Genomic DNA, 17,165 nt, shown 5'->3' with positions numbered 1-17,165 from the left:
ACCGAGAATACGGCCGCTGGTGCGACGGGGAAAGAAGATGTCGACTGTCAACAGTGAGCCCAGTGTGAGCGCGGCCACCCCCTCATGTCAACTGTCAGTAGGCAACGGCTGACTGTTGACAGTCAGCACAGTTAGCGTGGTCCCCATCACCTTCCAGGAGGTTCTCGTGTTCCACGATCGGCTCGGCTGCTCGACGATCAGCTTCCGCCACCTAGACCTGCCCACGGCGCTACGAACCATCGCCGGCCTGGGCTTCACCGAGATCGATCTCGGCGCTCTACCCGGAGTCTGCGATCACGTTCCGTTCGTGCTCGACGCGGACGCCGTCGATCGGGTCGCCGACGACGTGGCAGCCTCGGGCCTGCGCGTCCGTAGCGTCAACGGCGACATCGGTGACCTCGACGCGCCGTTGACCCCCGAAGAACAGGACCGGCGGGATCACCATCTCGACCGGTTGCTGACCCTCACCTCTCGCATCGAGGCACGCGCCCTGGTGCTGCCGTGCGGACACCTCGACGACCGGCCGATACGGTCCCTCGACGAAGACCTCGACACCGTCGCGGCACAACTCGAGCGGGCACACGTGCGGGCCCGGGACTTCGGGGTGGGCCTGTGGACCGAATCCCTCCACGTCCACCGACTGTGCTGCGACATCTCTCGCGCCGCCCGGCTGACAGCACGACTGTCCCCCGGCATCGGCGTGGTGATGGACTTCAGCCACATCGTCGCCTCGGGCGGAGATCCCATCGATTTCGTCGACCTGTTCGCCTCGCGCATCACGCACGTCCACCTCCGGGACGCCGTGCCCGGAAACATCAAGCTCAGCATCGGCAACGGGCACGCCGACTTCGCCGGCGGCCTCGCCGCCCTCGACGCCCGCGGGTACACCGGGCATTTCGCCCTCGAACTCGAGGCCCGCGACATCACCGACCCCGAGCGACCCGAAAGTGCCTCTCGGGCAGCTCGATTCGTCACCACCCTTATCCCCTGACCCAACCTTCAAGGAGAAAACCCATGTCCTCGATCCGACGCACCGCAGTCGTCACCGGAGCGACCTCCGAGCGCGGCATCGGCCTCGCCACCGCCCGTCGCTACGCCGAGGACGGCTGGGCCGTCGTCGTCCTCGATCTGGACGGTGAGAAATCCGCCAAGGTCGCCGCCGAGATCGGCAGCGAGTACTCCGTCCCGTCCTTCGGACACGAGGTCGACGTGGCCGACGAGGCGTCGGTACAGGCAGCGCACGATGCCGTCGCCGCGGAAGTCGCCGCGGGAAGCCTCCCGCCCGTCGGAGCGGTCGCGAACATCGCCGGCATCACCTCGCCGGTGCCGTTCCTCGAAACGAGCCTCGAACTGTGGAACAAGGTGATGGCCGTCAACGCCACCGGCACCTATCTCGTCACCCGGGCATTCCTGCCGGGCATGATCGAGAACGGATGGGGACGCATCGTGAACATGTCGTCGGTCTCCGCCCAGCGTGGCGGCGGTGTCTTCGGCAAGGTCCCCTACTCGTCGGCGAAGGCCGCGGTCCTCGGATTCACCAAGTCCCTCGCCCGCGAGCTCGGCGACTGCGGCGTCACCGTCAACGCGGTCACCCCCGGCGCGGTCGACACCAGCATCCGCGTCGGCAGCACCCCGGAGCAGGAGGCCGCCATCTGCCGCGACGTTCCCATCGGACGCACCGCCACCACCCGTGAGGTGGCCTCGGTCATCACGTTCCTGTCGTCGGAGGACGCTGCCTACCTGACCGGTACGACCGTCGACATCAACGGCGGCAGCCACATGCACTGACCACTCCGTCCGGTGTCCGCTCATGCACCCTCGTGGTCGGACACCGGACGGCACCGTTTTCACTTCGGTCGCCGGACGAGCACCATGACAACAACGCCATTCTTCGCCCCATTCGGTAGCAGCCCCGACGTGGAACTGCAGCCGTGGCAGTCGCGCGCCGACTGCCGTCTCATCGATCCCTCGATCTTCTTCCCGCCGGACGACGAATCGCGCGGGATGCGGCAGCGCCGTGAACGGACGGCGAAACGGATCTGCACGTCGTGCCCCGTCCGCATCCCCTGCCGCGACTACGCGCTGGAAACCCGCGAACGTCACGGGATCTGGGGAGGAACATCCGAATCGGACCGCCGCAGGGGAAGACCGACCTCGGACCGCGCTCGGACAACTCACACACTCGGGATGAATCCATAGGGTGAATTCGTGGCCGAGCGCCACTCCCCTGGTGAAATGCAGTGTTCGCCGCTGTGTTCATATCGCGGAAGCACTGTCGCCGTATCGATCCCGGCCTATACTCGCGCAATGTTGATCATCGGAATCATTCTGTTCGGACTGCTCGTCGGCGCGGCGGCACAGCTCATCGTGGGCAGGTCCGGAACCGGGATCGACTGGACGCTCGCGTTCGTCGCGGGCGTAGGGGGTTCGTTCGTCGGTGGTCTGCTCATCAGCCTTCTCGCAGGTGACGGACTCGAACTGCGTCCCAGCGGGATCATCGGCTCCCTCGCCGGCGCGATCATCGTGACCGCCGCCTGGTCGGCCTGGAAGTCGCGGTCGCGTCAGGCCTAGCGGCCTCGGTCCACCGTCGTTCCGGGGCCCGAGCGCTGCCGCGCTCACTCGTCGGCATCACCGTCGAATCCGCGCCGTGCTTCCTCGATGCGAGGGAGGTTAGTCGACGCCCACAGCAACAGAGCGTCGATCGGTTCGCGCACCGTCTTCCCCAGCGGGGTGATGCGGTATTCGACCGCGACGGGACGGGTGGTCACCACTCGACGTTCGACGATCCCGTTGCGTTCGAGTCTGCGCAGCGTGGTCGTCAGGGATTTCTGCGTGACCTCGGGAACCGCGCGCCGCAGTTCGTTGAAGCGACGCGGCGCCTCGCACAATTCGGTGAGCACGCTCAGGGACCACTTGTCGAGGATCTGTCCCAACAGTTCCCGGTGGGCGGCGACGGCAAGCAGATCGTGGTCAGCGGTATCCGACATGAAACCTGGTTTCGTTGAAGTGACTTCCGGCTACCAAGTATAAATCGGCTACCGCTCGGTTCCGACCTCAGGAGAAGCCCGTGTCCGTCACCTTGTTCAGCCCCGAAGGCATGCTGCCGAACGCGCCCTACCACCACGTCGCCGTCTCCACCGGTACGCGACAGGTACATCTCGCCGGACAGGTCGCACATATGCCGGACGGCTCACCGATCCCTACCGATCTGGCCGGTCAGGTGGTCCAGGCGCTGCGCAACGTGGCACGAGGCCTGGACGGAGTGGGCGCAACCTTCCGCGATGTCGTGCGCCTGACCTTCTACGTCACCGACTGGCAACCCGAGAAGATCGAACAGTTCATGGCCGGCGTGCAGACCGTCGCACAGGAGATCGATCTGCCCGATCCGATGCCGCCGGCAGCGCTGATCGGTGTCGCGGCACTCTATGAACCCGCGGTGCTCGTGGAGATCGACGCCACTGCGATCCTCGGGGAGTGAGCGTCGTGTGTCAGGCCGCACAGACCCCGAAGACCGGGAACCCGTCGTCGCACGCAGTGGACCGGAACGCCACCCGAACTCGGGCGTCGGCGCATTCGGGGAACGATCCTTCGATCTTCGAGTAGAGCCACGGCCCGTCGTCGAGTTCGACGATCGCGAGGGTGACCGAGCTGTCGTCCTGCGCGCCGACATCGAGCGGCTCGACGACCTTCCAGGACACGATCGAGCCGGTGCCGGAGCAGCTGGCGGACTCGAGGTTCGCGCCGCCGCAGGAGGAGCAGCGCGCTGCCTCGGGAGCGAGAAGCGTCGTACAACTCCCGCAGCGCAGGATCGTCATGCAGTTCTGCGTCGCGTGGGGCGCCATCGCGGTCCTTCCGTCAACGGAGAATCTCCGAGCCACGAAGTGGTCCGCCGTAGAGGGGCGGGACCCCCGACGGGCCGATGACGTGGCTCCGAGCATCGGCCCCTATACGAAGGTAGGTCGGCCCGGGACCTTTTCCATCGGTACGCGAGCACACAGATCGCGGGGCCCGCTGGTCGCGGCGCACAATATCGAGCCTTTCGGTCGGGCTACTGGTGCTACCGAATGCCACTTGGACGAGCCCCCGAGATACGCCGACGAAGTGCGGATTCACCCTGTTCGGACGTGATCCGGCTCGCATCGGCACTCAGTGCCATGATCGGACACTGTGCGCGCGGCCCGAACCACCACGGAAACAGTGTGCAGCCGTACCGGTGAACCGAGGGACGTTCGTCCTTACCGTGGAAGACGGCGGCACCCGCTTCGCCGGGTCCACTCGCCGCTGCTCGACCGTCTCCCCTTCGTGGATCGACCGGTCGTAGATATCCCACCGGTTGTGAGGAGCTCTTTCCCGTGACGACCGCACGTGACGTGCGCGCACCCTTCGTTCCGCGCGATCTGCCCACGCCTCGGCCGCCGCACTCCCTCATTCGCTCGGCTCCGGTCCGCCGACGCGACTTCCCCGGGTCGAGCCGTCAGTCCAAACTTCTGGCGCAGGCGATCCGCATGTCGGTACGTCCACTGCTCGGGTTGTGGGGCCGTTCGACGACGCTGCCCTGGCCGACGGGTCTGCTGGACGCCGCCGGAGCGTTGCTCCCCGCGATCGACGGGACGGTGTGCGCTCCTGTCCAGTTGCCGAACTGCACGGGTTCCTGGGTGGAAGGCCCGCGGACGGGATTCGATCGTGTGATGCTCTACCTGCACGGCGGCGGCTTCCTGTGCGGCGGGATGCGCAGCCACCTCCGCCTCGTCTCGCGGATCTCCGATGCCGGCCGCACCCCCGTGCTCATGGTCGACTACCGGATGCTGCCGAAGCACTCGATCGACGATGCCGTCGACGACGGTGTCGAGGGTTATCTCTTCCTGCTCGCCGCAGGTTACGGACCCGAGCAGATCGTGATCGCCGGTGATTCCGCCGGCGGCTATCTGGCCTTCATGGTGTCGCTCGCGTTGCGCGACCGGGGCATCCCGGTGCCAGGAGCGATCGTCGCCCTGTCCCCGCTCACCGAACTGGATCCGGCCCGCAAACTCGGCCACTCCAACGCTGCAAACTGCGCGCTGCTTCCCGGCAACGCACTCGAGGCGTTGGCCGGCCTTGCAGGACATCGCCAGGACTCGGGGCGGATCTGTCCCGCCGACGCGGATCTGTCGGGCATGCCGCCCACGCTCATTCAGGTCGGCTCGCACGAATTGTTCCTGGTGGACGCGGAGTCGATGGCCGACCGTCTCGCGGACGCCGGTATCGTGTGCGAACTGCAGGTCTGGGACCGGCAGGTGCACGTCTTCCAGGCCGCCGCGGATCTGCTACCCGAAGGAGTCCGCGCGATCGGCGAGATCGGACGGTTCGTTCGCAGCGCCGTGCCCGGCTCCCGCTAGCGGGCCGTCACTCTGGCGAGGGTGGACCTTCCGAATCGGGCGCCAGCACGGCGGCGCCGAGCCAGTGGCACAGCGCGAGCGCGTTCTCGAGGTCGAGTCGACACTCGCGGACACTGTGCCCGATCTGCTTCTCCGCCTTGCTGATCCGGTAGGCGACCGAATTCCGGTGCAGATGCAGTTTTTCCGCGGTGGCGACGAAACTCCCTCCACTGGAGAGGAATTCTCGCAGCGTGTGCCGCAGTTGCGCGGCGGCGGGACTGTCGGCGGCGAGCCGGCCGAGCACATCCTCCACCCAGGCGCGGGCCCACTCGAGATTGGTGCACATCAACGCGACCGCACCGACCTCGTCGATCGAGACGAGGCGCGGACCCGGCAAAGCCGATGTCAGAGCCACCTCCCGCGCCTGCGCCGCCTGGCGGTGGGTGCGGACGAAACCGTCGATCCCTTCCTGGGGCGCTCCGACGGCGACACCGACGGGTCGCTGCCAGGCCGCGACGACCGCGGACAGTCCGCTCGGGTCGATGCGGTCGACCGCGCCGAGCGGGATCCACGCCCAAGCGGTGTACTCGTCGAACTGTTCGAACAACACCCGGCCGCCCCGCCCGAGATGTTCGGCCAAGGCCGTCACCGCTTGTTCGAGGCCGTTCCATTCGGTGCCGGACCGGTCCCCACCGACCACTTCGATGTCGTCCGTCCAGACGATCACCCCGAGGTGGTGCTGGCCGAGCCGGTAACCGAGGGTGCGCTCGGCGTCTCCCACCTCGATCGGGCGTCCGGCCAGGATGTCCTGGATGCGGGCGGTCCGGGAGGCGTTGCGGTTGAGCAGCCAGGTATCGCGCTCGGCCTCATAGACCGCGAGCAGTTTCTGGGACACACCGTCGATCCCGGCAGACAGCTTCATCAGGATCTCCACACCTGCTTGCATCGCCACCGCGGCGTCGTCGCTGAGTCCCGCCAGCACCTCGAGGCACCAGCGCATGATGCTGTCCTGCGCGAGCCGGTTGCTGCGGTCGACCACCGAGACCGGGAAACCCTGCCGGGCCAGCACACGCACCAGCGAGTAGGACGCCGCCGGAATCTCGATTTCGTCGAGGTCGTCCCGGAGGAACCGGGTGATCGCTGCGACCCCCTCCTCGGCGGCCTGCGCGAGGGAACGGCGGGTGTGGCGGTCGGTGGACATCGCCTCGATCTCGGACGAGATCCGCTCGGTCATGTACTGCGTGATCTCGGCCTGCCGCGTCGTCGACAGGTCGGCGACCGCCTCGATCAGTGCGCGCGCAGCAGGTCCGGGATCACCCACCGTGTGGGCGCCCTGTCCGATCTCGTGAGGATTCATCGTGTCCGATTCCGGAGGCTACGGCGTTTGTCCGGGTGCACTGCCGTTGCCGAGCGCACCGCCTCGACCGTAACGGCTCGGGGCGGGCCGCCACCGCGGATCGGGGCGTCCATCGGGCAACGATCGTGCCGACACTCACCCCGGGTGTTGTCCGGACCCGTCGGTTGCGCCGCCTAACCTGTCACGGTGAGTGAATCAGGCCGAGCGCGGTTCGGCGCGATCGAGGACGCGTTGGTGCGGGACGACCGCCTGCGCCTGTTCTCGTTCGCCACGGCCGAGAAGAGGGTGCACTACCTGTGGGTTCTTCGCGCATTCGATCATGCGCGCGGCAACTACTCGGTGCTGCTGCACGCCGGCGACGTCGAGAACGTCCTCACCCGGCTCCCGGGAGCGAGCGGCGACGACGTGCCCGATTCCTCCGAGATCCCGGCGCTGCTCGAACAGCTCCACGCGTGGGGTGTGCTCGAACGCAGCTACGACGGGTCCCGGGCGGCGACGCTCGCCGAGTACCGCAACCGGCACTACGTCTACCAGTTCGGGCAGGCAGGCTACCGGGTGTTCCGCGCCGTGGAGGACGTGCTGTCCTCCCGCGGGGAGGACGTCTCGCTGTCGCGTCTGGCCCTTCCCGATCTGCTTGCCGATCTCAACGATCTCGCCGACGCGAACGCGGCCGGCGACGGCGAGCTGGTCTACCGGAAGTTGAGCCGCCTCGACGCGACGTTGTCGGACATGGCCGAGCGCGCCGCCCGTTTCTATCTCGTCCTCGGCGAGCTGGTGCGCACCACCGAGGTCACTCCGGAGACCTTCCTCGCCCACAAGGACGCGCTGCTCACCCACATGCGCGAGTTCAGCACCGATCTGGCCCGTTATGCCCCGAAGCTCTCTGCGGCGCTCGACCGGGTGCAGGCCACCGGGGTCCAGAAGCTCACGGCGGCCGCGGCCCGGCACGACGAGCGGGTGCTGCTCTCGTTCGAGGAACGCGAAGCGGACTGGGCGCAGCGCTGGTGGGGAATCGAACATTGGTTCGTCGGTGTGGGCTCGGAACCGAGCGAATCCGAACGCCTGCGCGGCGCGACCATCAATGCGATCTCCGCGGTGCTCGGGTTGCTGCGGCGGCTCACCGAGCAGCGGCGCGGGGGTGTCAGCCGCGAGTCGCAGTTGCGGCATCTCGCCGGTTGGTTCGCTGCCGCACCGTCCGAGGCGGCCGCGCACGCGCTGTTCGGCGCGGTGTTCGACCTGGGCCGGCCCCGACACTTCTCCGTCGCCCAGCCCGATGCCGACATCGTGCCGGTCACCCGGTCGTGGTGGGAGGCGCCTCCCGTGGAGATCGCCCGCACCCTCGCCGAGACCGGCCGGCGCCCCGCAGCAGGAGCGCCGGGGCGGATCCAGCGCAACGACGCCGGGGTACGGCGGCTGCGCGAGGCGCAGCTCGAGAAGCAGCGTCGCCGGGCCGAGGCGGCGCGCTCCCTCGCCGCCGGAGGTGTGCGCGAACGGAAGCTGAGCGAACCGGAAGCGGAGGTGCTGTTGAGCCTGCTCGACGCCGCACTGTCGGCCCGCGTGCCCGTGAGCGGGCGGGTGCGCAGCGACGATTCCTCCTCGGGTACGCAGAACGGGGTCAAGCTCACGCTCCGACCGAGCCGCGAGTCGACGGTGGTGCACACCGCGCGCGGACGCCTGTATCTCGACGGTCTGTCGGTGGAGGTGCGATGAGGGCGCGTTCGATCCCGTCCGTCGAGCTGGATTCGTATCAGCGCGCCGCACGACTGGTGCTCACCCACCATCTCGTCACCGCGACCTTCCCCGATCGGTCGGCGCTGGCGACGGTGCGCCGCTGGGCCACCGAACTGCGCGAGGATCTGCTCGCCACCTTCGGATACCGGCTCGAGGTCACCGAGACCACCGCGCGGCTGTTCACCGTCGCCGATCGCCTCGACGCGGGGGCGGGTACGTCGACGCACACCGGCCGGCCGTTCGACCGGCGCCGTTATGCCTATCTCGCCTTGGCGATCGCCGCGCTCGGTCGCGGCGCCGGGCAGATCACGCTGTCCGAACTCGCCGAGCACGTCGCGTCCGAGGCGAGCCGGGTGGACGGCGTCGAGCTCGATACCGAACGTGCCGCCGATCGCGATGCCTTCGTCGATGCCGTGACCTGGCTCGGCGTGCGCGGCGCGATCACCCTCGCCGACGGTGATGCGGGCAGGTGGGCGAGCGATCCCGACAGCGGTGAGGCGCTCTACGACGTCGACCGCGCGGTCGTGCACGCTCTGTTCCGGCCGCCACGGGCGTTGCAGCATCTCGAATCGGTGCGTGGTCTGCTCGGCAATGCCGGTGCCCCGCATTCGGATACGGCGGAGGTACGGCGGCGGGTACGACGCGCGCTGGTGCAGCGTCCCGTGGTGTACGCCGACGATCTCGACGACGACGAAGCGCTGCAGTTGGCGTTGCCGCGCACCACCGACAAGGTGGAGTTGCTCACCGGCCTGGTGTGTGAGCGTCGCGCCGAAGGTGTTGCACTGGTGGACACCTCGGGACGGTTGTCGGACGTGCGGTTCCCGAACACGGGGACGGTCGCGCAGGTCGCGCTGTTGCTGGCCGGGGAGATGTGCGATCGCATCCTCGATCCCGACGGCCCGACCCCTCCACGGATGCCGGTGCCTGCGGAGACGCAGGACGTCCTCGTCGCGGCGGTCGATTCCGCGATCCCGAGGTCGACGGTGTTCACCCCGCTCGCGGCGTCCGACAACCCGATCCCCGACGAGCAGGAGAAGGATGACGACACTCGTGCCCCGCTCCAGCATCCACTGCTCGAAGATTCGTGGTTGGGGGGCACGGTCGGTCGTCTCGTCGACATCTACGGCCGGACCTTCGCCGCGCAGTGGCAGGCCGACCCGGCGGGACTGGCCGAGGCCGCGGTGGACATGCTCGACGGACTGCGCCTGGTGGCCCGGGTTCCCGGCGGGGTGCTCGTCCTGCCCGCGATCGCCCGCTTCCGCGGCGTGACGGTCAGTGTGCGCGAACGAGATCCGGAGATCGACTTGTTCCCCGCCACCACCCCACCGACAGTTCCCGCCCCCAATACGACCCCGACGGAGATCTCATGAGCAGCGCCCGATTCCGCCCCACGCGTGCCGGGATCATCAATCTGTGGGACTACCGCGACCAGGAGTTCTCGTTCGCCGACGGACGATTGGTGCTGCGCGGACCGAACGGGTCGGGCAAGACCAAGGCGCTCGAGGTGCTGTTCCCGTTCGTGCTCGACGGCCGGATCGAACCGCGACGGCTGAACCCGTTCGCCGGCGAGGAGCGCACCATGCGCTCGAACCTGCTGTACCGAGGGCAGGACAGCGCCCACTCGTACGTGTGGATGGAGTTCTGCCGCGGCCGCGCCGACGACCCGGAAGCCGTCACCGTCGGCATCGGGATGCGTGCCACCCGCGGAAACGACAAGGTCACCCGCTGGCATTTCGTCGTCGACGGCCGTGTGGGAGTGGACTTCTCGTTGCTCGACGACGAGGACCGGCCGCTCACCCGCAAGCAACTGGTCGAGCAGATCGGGGCCGACGCGATCGTCGATCGTCCCGTCGACTACCGGGCGGCGATCGACGCGCGCATGTTCGGTCTGGGCGCGCAACGCTACGACCAGCTGATCAACCTGATCCTCACGCTGCGCCGCCCCCAGCTCGCCAAGAACCTCGACCCGAAGGGCCTGTCGCAGGCGCTGACCGACGGCCTTCGCCCCCTCGACGACGATCTCATCGTCGAGGCCGCCCGCTCGTTCTCCGCGATCGAGGAGGTCGAGCGCACCCTCGAATCCCTCGCGGCCGCCGACGATGCGGCGCAACAGTTCGTCAAGGTGTATTCGAAGTACCTCCGTCAGCAGGCCCGCACCGCCGTCGACAAGGTCGCCACCCGTCTCGGGGTGGTGGACACCACGGTCCGGTCGCTGCGTGAGGCGACCGAGGCCCGCACCGAAGCCGCCGCCGCGCGCACCACCTCCGAGGAACAGCTCTTGGTCGCCGAACGCGACCACGAACAGGCACGCACCACCCTCGAGGCATTGCACCGCTCGAGCGCCTACGAGGGCAAACAGCAGCTCGACGACCTCGCGTCGGCGGTGAAGAACCTCGAGCGCACCACCGCCGCGCAGGCCGAGCAGGCGAACCGCGCCCAGACCGTCGTGGCCGACCGGCTCCGCGACCACGACAGTGCCCGCGACGCGCTGGAGACGGCGACGGCGGCACGTCGCCGCGCCGAGGACGGGCTGAGTGCGGCGGCCGAGGACGCCGGCATCACGTGGACAGGCCTCGACGGCACCGCACGGACCGAGCAGCTCAACGCCGCGATCGACGCGCTCGCCGAGGAACGCGACGCCGACGTGCGCGCGGTGCGCAACGCACTGTCCCAGCTCGACGGTGCGACCGCCGCGCGGTCGCGGGCCGAGGCCGCCGCGGTGCGTGCCCGCGCGCAACGCGACACCGCGTCGGCCGCGGTGGAGGCCGCCGAGACCATGGTCGAGCTGTCCCGCAGCGAGGTCGCCGCCGAGTTGGGCCGGTGGTGGTCCGATCGCGCCGAGACCTTCGCCGCCGTGGGTGTGTCCACTCCGGCCTTCGAGGCGCTCGACACCGCATTCGGCACCGTCGGTCAGGACGATGCCCCGTCCCCGGCAGCGGTGTTCGCCGATCACACCGGGCCCGTGCTCGACGACCTGCGGTTCCGGCGTCGCGTGTGCGCCTCGGAGATCGAGTCGCTCGGCACCCGGATCGCCGAACTCGAGACCGAACGCACCGCCGTCGCGGCCGAACGCGACGACGCTCCCCCGGCGTTCCCGGCCCGCACCGGCAGCCGCGACGATCTCGTCGGCGCGCCGCTGTGGCAGCTCGTCCGGTTCCGCGACGACGTGTCGGCGCACGACGCCGCCGGTATCGAAGCGGCATTGCAGGCCGCGAACCTGCTCGACGGGTGGATCACCGACGGTGCCGGCGACCTGCCGGACATCGAGTCGGAGCAGTTGTTGGTGCCGCTCGCGCCCGAGCACCGCCCCAGCGGCCCCACGCTCACGGATGTGCTCGTTCCCGAATCCGACACGGCCGTGCCCGAGGAACGGGTCGCCGCGGTGCTGTCGTCGATCGCGTGGGCCACCGATCCCCGTCCGGACGCGCGGGTGTCGGTCGATGCGCACGGCGGGTTCCGTCAGGGAGTGCAGCTCGGTCGCCACGTCAAGGAGCAGGCCGAGTTCATCGGAGCCACCGCCCGCGCCCGGCGCCGGCAGCGTCGCATCGTCGAACTCGAGACGACCATCGCCGAGTGCCGCGCCGACGTGGAGTCGCTGCGCGAGCAGGACCGCGAGATCGGCGACCGGATCACGGCACTCGACGAGGCCGCGAAGTCGTTGCCGCGCACCGGATCCGTGCTCGCGGCGCTGCGCAAGGTCACCGAATGCGCCGGCGCGTTGCGGACCGCATCCGAATCCGCGGCTGCCGCCGATCGCGACCTGGACCAGGCGATCGCCGCGGTCGCCACCAAGGAGCAGCACCTGCGCTCGACCGCCGGCCGGCACCGGGCGCCGCTCACCGCGACGGAACTCGACAGTCTCGACGCGGCCGTGCGGCACTTCCGTTCGCAGGGCCAGGCCCTGCAGCGCGCCCTGCGCGAGCAGGTCACCTGTGGTGATCGCCTCCGCGACACCGAGGTTCGGCTCGACGAGGCGCGGGTCTCCGCCGAGAATGCGGCCGAGCTCGCGGCGGAGAACGCCGAGACGCTGGCCAACGAGCAGCAGAAGCTCGAGACGCTCCGCGAGTCGATCGGGGCGAGCGCCGACCGGATCGATGCCCAGCTCGACGAGGCCCGGCGCCGGATCGAGGTGGCGAAGACCGCCGAGCGGACCGCACGTAAGGCCCACGAATCGGCGCTCGAACGGATCGGCAAGGCCGAGGCCGCCCATACGGGCGCCGAGCAGACGCTGCGGTCGGCGCTCACCGAGGCCCGCGCCGACGCCGATGCCCTGGCGCCCTTCGCCCGGCGCGACCTGCTGACCCTGCTCGGTGTGGAGAGCGAGCACGTGTGGCCGTCCAGCGCGGCCGCGTGGCTCGACGCCGATCAGCTGGCCTACCGGATCCGGCAGTCCCCCGACGACACGGTCGACGTGCTGCCCACCGCGGTCCTCGCGTTGTTCCGGGCACTCGACGCCGCCACCGAGTCGGTCACGGCCTCCGAGTCGACCCGCAAGTCCATGGCCTCGGCACTGACTTCCGCACTGCAGGAGTTCGACGCCGAACTCGCCCGGGGCCGCGACTACCGGCTGCACTGGGATGCCGCCGACGGCATCACCGTCGTGCAGGTGCAGGACGAACAGGGTTATACGTCCGTCGCGGCGTTCGCGCAGCGCATCGCGCGGGCGCGGCAGGAACAGGAAACTCTGCTCACCGACTCCGAACGGCGCATCCTCGAGGACGCGCTGCTCACCGGTCTCGCGCAGCAGATCCACGAACGCACCGTCGACGCCCGCGACCTCATCGCCCGGATGGGTACCGAGATGCGGCAGCGGCACATGTCCTCGGGCAACACCATCGGGGTGCACTGGGTGCTCGCCGACCATCTCGACGAGCCGGCGCGGGCGGTGTGCAAGCTTCTGGACCGCGACGCGTCGATGCTGGCTCCGGAGGATCTAGCGGGGATCCGCGCGCATTTCGCGTCGCGGATCCGCGCGGAGCGGGCTGCGCATCCGGAACGGTCGTACCCTGAGATCCTCGCCGCGACGCTGGATTACCGGCGGTGGCGGGTGTTCTCGTTCAGTCTCGTCGGTGCGGACGGCAGCGAGGACCGGCTCACCCCGGCCCGACATTCGGCGCTGTCCGGTGGCGAGCAGTCCGTCTCCCTGCACCTGCCGTTGTTCGCCGCAGCGCACGTGATGCTCGATTCCGCCGACCCGCATGCGCCGCGTCTGCTCGCCCTGGACGAGGCCTTCGCCGGCGTCGACGACACCGGCCGCAGCGAATTGCTCGGTCTGTCCGTGCAATTCGACCTCGATCTGTTCATGACCGGTTTCGACCTGTGGATCACCTATGCCGGCGTGCCAGGTTGTGCGCACTACGACCTGTCGCATTCGGTGGCCGAGCACACCGTCGCCACCACGCTGCTGGTGTGGTCGGGTGGCGAACTGCTCGCCGAGCACGACGGGTCGGATCTGGAGAGCGCGCTCGGATCCCCGCGGACCCGGCGGGTTACACGTCCGGTGGAGGGGGCTCTCGAGTTCGCCTGATCGTGACGACGGTCACTGCGGCGTGTTCCGCCTCGATCGGAGCTTTCACCTGCGTCGCGGTCCTACGATCCGAAGATGACGAGGCTTCGGGTATCCAGACTCATCGTCGGCGTTGCGACCGTGGCCGGGCTGCTACTGGGCACGAGCCCCGCGGCAGCGGCACCGGAGCCCGGCGCGCGGGTGACCGCGTCGCCGGACGGTTTCGCGCTCGACGGTCGGGCCTGGTGGCCCACCGGGTTCAACGCCTACCAACTCGCCACCGACTGGTCGGTGAACTGGGGATGCGGAGCGATGGTCGACCTCGATGCCTATTTCGGTGCACTGCCCCCGAATTCGCTCACCCGCTTCAACCTCTTCCAGGCGCTGGCCGTCAACCGGTTCACCGGGCAGCTCGACTTCGGACCGATGGACGCGGTCTTCGCGGCCGCCGAAGCGCACGATCAGATGCTGTTGCCGGTCCTGGCACCGCAGGACGGCGCGTGCGAGGACGAGGTCTTCAAGGGACGGCAGTGGTACGTCGATGGGTGGACCGAATTCACCCCGGGTCACGAGCGGGTGGTGATGAGCTACCGCGACTGGATGCACACCGCCGTCGCCCGCTACCGGAACTCCCCGTCCCTCGCGGCGTGGGAGCTGATCGGCGAACCGGAGACGAGTTCGTGCACCGACGCCGCGTGCCAGTGGTGGACCCGGTCGTGCGAACCCGGCGCCGCGCAGGTGCTGCGCGACTTCTTCGACACGGCCGGCGCCGAACTGCGCGCCGTCGACCCTCGCACCCTGATCACGGCCGGTTACACCGGGGGTGGCCAGTGCGGAACCCAGGGTGACGAATACCAGTTCGTCAGCGCCTCTCCCTATGTCGATGCCGTGCAGTACCACGACTACGGTGCCGACGCCGTGCCGTTGCCCGGTGATCAGTGGAACGGCCTCGCCCGGCGGGTCGCACAGGCCGCAGCCGTCGGAAAGCCGTTGCTCGTGGCGGAGATCGGCGAACTCGCCGGGTCCTGCGGGGCGCTCGGTGACCGCGCCGACCACATCACCACGAAGATCGAGGGCCAACGCGCCGCCGGCACCGCGGGTGCACTGCTGTGGGCGTTCGTGCCCGACCCGAGGGAAGGCGACTGCACCTACGACATCGGATTCGACGACCCACTGTGGGATGTGGTCGAGGATCTCGGGTCCCTCGAACCCTCCACCCTCCCCAACGCGCAGTTCTCTCCATAAGAGCAGTCCTCACACGTCGACGGTGAAGCCGAGGTCCACATCGCAGGCAGCCTGTCCGGCGCGGATCCCCCAGCTCTCGGTCGGGATGTCGCGCACGATCACGGTCACGTGGTCGGCGGGGATCGCGAATGCGCCCAGCCGCTCGGTGATCTCGCGGTAGAGGTGACGCTTGGCGTCCACGCTGCGCCCGGCGAAGCAGTCGACGATCACGAGGGTGTAGAGCTCGGGCGAGGTCAGGGTCGGCGGCACCGCGAAGCGTTCGGGTTCGTGAACCACGAGCCGGATGTGCTTGTCGGCCGCCGGGATTCGGAAGGCGGCGACGAGCGCGTCGTGGACTGCGTCGATCATGCCGGTCTCGACCTAGCGGTCGTGGCGGGTACGAACCTCGATGAGCGTGCTGGGCATCCGACACTTCTACCCGTCGGAGAACCCCTGTGCAATGGGCAGAGGCGGAATTCATCTGCGGACGGCCGAGAAGCTCCTCCGCCTCTCGCTGGGGACGGCCGCGGGCTCGCCGCTGGTTCTCCGGTGTCGCCGGAGGTTGCTTACGCATACCCGGCCCACCAGCGCGGGATGCATCAGATGTCCGGGCGGATCCATCAGGCTGCTGACCCGAAGGAATCGGTCGACGACCACGGGATCGTTCTCGGCGGCGGCCAGGACCCGCGCCACGTACGCGTTGCCGAGCCGGGTCTGCACGCTGCGGGGTCCTTCGACCTCGGGTAGCGCCAGGTCGGAGCCGACGGCGAGCTGCCACGCAGCACCGATCGGTTTCGTTGCGGCCCGGAAGAACCTGCGGGACAGGTCGTCCTCGCCGCGCCGCAGGCACTCCCGCAGCGACATCGCTTCGACGGCGGCGACCGTCATGCCCTGACCGTAGATCGGGTTGAAGCTGCAGATCGCGTCGCCGAAGACGAGCAGCCCGTCCGGGAAACGGTGCATCCGTTCGTAGTGCCGCCACTGGCTGGATGGGAACTTGTGCTGTGCCACCTCGCCGAGGGGTTCGGCGGTACGGAGCGCGGCCACGACGTGGTCGGGTGCGTACGCCTCCACGGCGGAGATCATGCCGTCCAGGCTCGGTGGCGGTTCGCGACCGGCCATCGCAGCGACCGTGAACAGCCATGTGTCGTTCTCGTAGCCGAACAGCGCCATGCCCGAGGGGCGTCCCGGTACGGCACCGATCAGCACCATCTTCTCCATCGGTGTGCCGGGCGCGAGTCGCAGCAGTTGGCTGCGGTACACGACGTGGACGACGACGTGCTCTTCGGCAGGCCGCCCGTAGCCGAGTTTCTCGAGGCCCGCCGGGGTGCGGGCGCCCCGTCCCATCGCGTCGACCACCAGATCCGCCGTCATGGTCCGAACACCCTCGCGGCTGCCCACTTGCACCCCGGTGACCCGGCAGCGGTCGGGTGTCGTCGCCAGGTCGCCGACGTTATGTCCGTCGAGGAGGGTGATGTTCGGGATGGCGCGGACGCGTCGCCGGACATGGTGTTCGAGCAGCGGCCGACTCGGCACGTAGGTGGCTCGGCGGTCGCGGAACCGGCCCGAGGATGCCAGCCGGTGCCCACCGAGGACGAAGTGCATCTCCGACAGGTCGCCGTCGGCGATCACCGGTGCGCCGTCGGCGATCAGTTCGTCGAGGATGCCGGGGAACAACTCGTCCATGGTGCGGGCACCGCGGGCCAGGAGCCCGTGGCCGTGCCGCCCCTGCGGTACCCCGTGACGGTTCTCTGCACCGGACGGGAGGACGTCGCGTTCGACCACTGTCACCGCGTCGTAGGACTCGGCCAGCGCGCGGGCCGCGAGCAGACCACCGACGCTCGCGCCCAGAACGATTGCGTGGTCACCGATCTTGTTCATCTCGTCATCTCCGTCGTCCGATCGACTGTCGCACTTCGTGCCTGTACACGAAGTCTGTGGTGGCGATCGTCGACGGTCGCGAGTAGCGCACTACTCGATTCGGAATCCGGTT

At 69.0% G+C, this 17,165-nt stretch carries 15 protein-coding genes; 10 read left to right on the top strand and 5 right to left on the bottom strand.

Annotated features, from left to right (window positions below; all coding sequences use genetic code 11):
* Positions 1–136: 136 nt before the first annotated feature.
* From ACNJ7K_RS23650 to ACNJ7K_RS23635, 4 genes are all read left to right on the top strand, one after another.
* On the top strand, positions 137–991 hold the full coding sequence (locus ACNJ7K_RS23650) for a sugar phosphate isomerase/epimerase family protein (protein WP_487042263.1): 855 nt from the start codon (positions 137–139) through the stop codon (positions 989–991).
* Positions 992–1,014: 23 nt separating this feature from the next.
* A complete protein-coding gene (locus tag ACNJ7K_RS23645; RefSeq protein ID WP_230791676.1) occupies positions 1,015–1,788 on the top strand; it encodes an SDR family NAD(P)-dependent oxidoreductase in 774 nt (257 codons plus the stop codon).
* Between the two features lie 84 nt (positions 1,789–1,872).
* Positions 1,873–2,199, top strand: coding sequence for a WhiB family transcriptional regulator (locus ACNJ7K_RS23640; RefSeq protein ID WP_159418347.1), 327 nt, complete (start codon positions 1,873–1,875; stop codon positions 2,197–2,199).
* A gap of 108 nt (positions 2,200–2,307) precedes the next feature.
* A complete protein-coding gene (locus ACNJ7K_RS23635; protein ID WP_120282569.1) occupies positions 2,308–2,571 on the top strand; it encodes a GlsB/YeaQ/YmgE family stress response membrane protein in 264 nt (87 codons plus the stop codon).
* A 44-nt stretch (positions 2,572–2,615) separates the two neighbouring features.
* On the opposite strand, the gene ACNJ7K_RS23630 is transcribed toward ACNJ7K_RS23635, so the two are convergent.
* On the bottom strand, positions 2,616–2,987 hold the full coding sequence (locus ACNJ7K_RS23630) for a winged helix-turn-helix transcriptional regulator (protein WP_487042262.1): 372 nt from the start codon (positions 2,985–2,987) through the stop codon (positions 2,616–2,618).
* An 80-nt stretch (positions 2,988–3,067) separates the two neighbouring features.
* Between ACNJ7K_RS23630 and ACNJ7K_RS23625 the strand changes: the two genes are divergently transcribed.
* Positions 3,068–3,478: a RidA family protein gene (locus tag ACNJ7K_RS23625; RefSeq protein WP_487042261.1), complete on the top strand. Its 411-nt coding sequence runs from the start codon at positions 3,068–3,070 to the stop codon at positions 3,476–3,478.
* A gap of 10 nt (positions 3,479–3,488) precedes the next feature.
* On the opposite strand, the gene ACNJ7K_RS23620 is transcribed toward ACNJ7K_RS23625, so the two are convergent.
* On the bottom strand, positions 3,489–3,842 hold the full coding sequence (locus ACNJ7K_RS23620; RefSeq protein ID WP_487042260.1) for a Zn-ribbon domain-containing OB-fold protein: 354 nt from the start codon (positions 3,840–3,842) through the stop codon (positions 3,489–3,491).
* A gap of 510 nt (positions 3,843–4,352) precedes the next feature.
* On the opposite strand from ACNJ7K_RS23620, the gene ACNJ7K_RS23615 reads away from it, so the two are divergent.
* Positions 4,353–5,375: an alpha/beta hydrolase gene (locus tag ACNJ7K_RS23615; protein WP_487042259.1), complete on the top strand. Its 1,023-nt coding sequence runs from the start codon at positions 4,353–4,355 to the stop codon at positions 5,373–5,375.
* A gap of 7 nt (positions 5,376–5,382) precedes the next feature.
* On the opposite strand, the gene ACNJ7K_RS23610 is transcribed toward ACNJ7K_RS23615, so the two are convergent.
* Positions 5,383–6,711, bottom strand: a complete 1,329-nt coding sequence (locus tag ACNJ7K_RS23610; RefSeq protein ID WP_487042258.1) for a PucR family transcriptional regulator — start codon at positions 6,709–6,711, stop codon at positions 5,383–5,385.
* A gap of 219 nt (positions 6,712–6,930) precedes the next feature.
* Here ACNJ7K_RS23610 and ACNJ7K_RS23605 point away from each other — a divergent pair, with 219 nt between their 5' ends.
* The 4 genes from ACNJ7K_RS23605 (at position 6,931) to ACNJ7K_RS23590 (ending at position 15,193) form a co-directional block, all read left to right on the top strand.
* Complete coding sequence (locus tag ACNJ7K_RS23605; protein WP_487042297.1) at positions 6,931–8,421, top strand: TIGR02677 family protein; 1,491 nt, start codon at positions 6,931–6,933, stop codon at positions 8,419–8,421.
* Positions 8,418–9,812: a TIGR02678 family protein gene (locus tag ACNJ7K_RS23600; RefSeq protein WP_487042257.1), complete on the top strand. Its 1,395-nt coding sequence runs from the start codon at positions 8,418–8,420 to the stop codon at positions 9,810–9,812. Before ACNJ7K_RS23605 ends, ACNJ7K_RS23600 begins: the two co-directional genes overlap by 4 nt.
* On the top strand, positions 9,809–13,969 hold the full coding sequence (locus ACNJ7K_RS23595; protein WP_487042256.1) for a TIGR02680 family protein: 4,161 nt from the start codon (positions 9,809–9,811) through the stop codon (positions 13,967–13,969). Before ACNJ7K_RS23600 ends, ACNJ7K_RS23595 begins: the two co-directional genes overlap by 4 nt.
* 75 nt (positions 13,970–14,044) lie before the next feature.
* Positions 14,045–15,193, top strand: a complete 1,149-nt coding sequence (locus ACNJ7K_RS23590; RefSeq protein ID WP_487042255.1) for a glycoside hydrolase 5 family protein — start codon at positions 14,045–14,047, stop codon at positions 15,191–15,193.
* Between the two features lie 9 nt (positions 15,194–15,202).
* On the opposite strand, the gene ACNJ7K_RS23585 is transcribed toward ACNJ7K_RS23590, so the two are convergent.
* Positions 15,203–15,541, bottom strand: a complete 339-nt coding sequence (locus tag ACNJ7K_RS23585) for a tautomerase family protein (RefSeq protein WP_268655692.1) — start codon at positions 15,539–15,541, stop codon at positions 15,203–15,205.
* Positions 15,542–15,649: 108 nt separating this feature from the next.
* Positions 15,650–17,053 carry an FAD-dependent oxidoreductase gene (locus tag ACNJ7K_RS23580; protein ID WP_487042254.1) on the bottom strand — a complete coding sequence of 468 codons (1,404 nt, stop codon included), beginning with the start codon at positions 17,051–17,053 and terminating at the stop codon, positions 15,650–15,652.
* Positions 17,054–17,165: the final 112 nt, after the last annotated feature.

Source organism: Rhodococcus shunpengi (assembly GCF_048381395.1).
Lineage (GTDB): Bacteria > Actinomycetota > Actinomycetes > Mycobacteriales > Mycobacteriaceae > Rhodococcus.
This window is presented reverse-complemented; position numbering and strand designations above follow the sequence as displayed.

Excerpts from the sequence above, each read along its gene's own strand:
- ACNJ7K_RS23590 (WP_487042255.1), top strand. The coding sequence starts at position 14,045 with ATGACGAGGCTTCGGGTATCCAGACTCATCGTCGGCGTTGCGACCGTG.
- ACNJ7K_RS23635 (WP_120282569.1), top strand. The coding sequence starts at position 2,308 with ATGTTGATCATCGGAATCATTCTGTTCGGACTGCTCGTCGGCGCGGCG.
- ACNJ7K_RS23580 (WP_487042254.1), bottom strand. The coding sequence starts at position 17,053 with ATGAACAAGATCGGTGACCACGCAATCGTTCTGGGCGCGAGCGTCGGT.
- ACNJ7K_RS23585 (WP_268655692.1), bottom strand. The coding sequence starts at position 15,541 with ATGATCGACGCAGTCCACGACGCGCTCGTCGCCGCCTTCCGAATCCCG.
- ACNJ7K_RS23600 (WP_487042257.1), top strand. The coding sequence starts at position 8,418 with ATGAGGGCGCGTTCGATCCCGTCCGTCGAGCTGGATTCGTATCAGCGC.
- ACNJ7K_RS23645 (WP_230791676.1), top strand. The coding sequence starts at position 1,015 with ATGTCCTCGATCCGACGCACCGCAGTCGTCACCGGAGCGACCTCCGAG.
- ACNJ7K_RS23610 (WP_487042258.1), bottom strand. The coding sequence starts at position 6,711 with ATGAATCCTCACGAGATCGGACAGGGCGCCCACACGGTGGGTGATCCC.
- ACNJ7K_RS23620 (WP_487042260.1), bottom strand. The coding sequence starts at position 3,842 with ATGGCGCCCCACGCGACGCAGAACTGCATGACGATCCTGCGCTGCGGG.
- ACNJ7K_RS23630 (WP_487042262.1), bottom strand. The coding sequence starts at position 2,987 with ATGTCGGATACCGCTGACCACGATCTGCTTGCCGTCGCCGCCCACCGG.
- ACNJ7K_RS23595 (WP_487042256.1), top strand. The coding sequence starts at position 9,809 with ATGAGCAGCGCCCGATTCCGCCCCACGCGTGCCGGGATCATCAATCTG.
- ACNJ7K_RS23640 (WP_159418347.1), top strand. The coding sequence starts at position 1,873 with ATGACAACAACGCCATTCTTCGCCCCATTCGGTAGCAGCCCCGACGTG.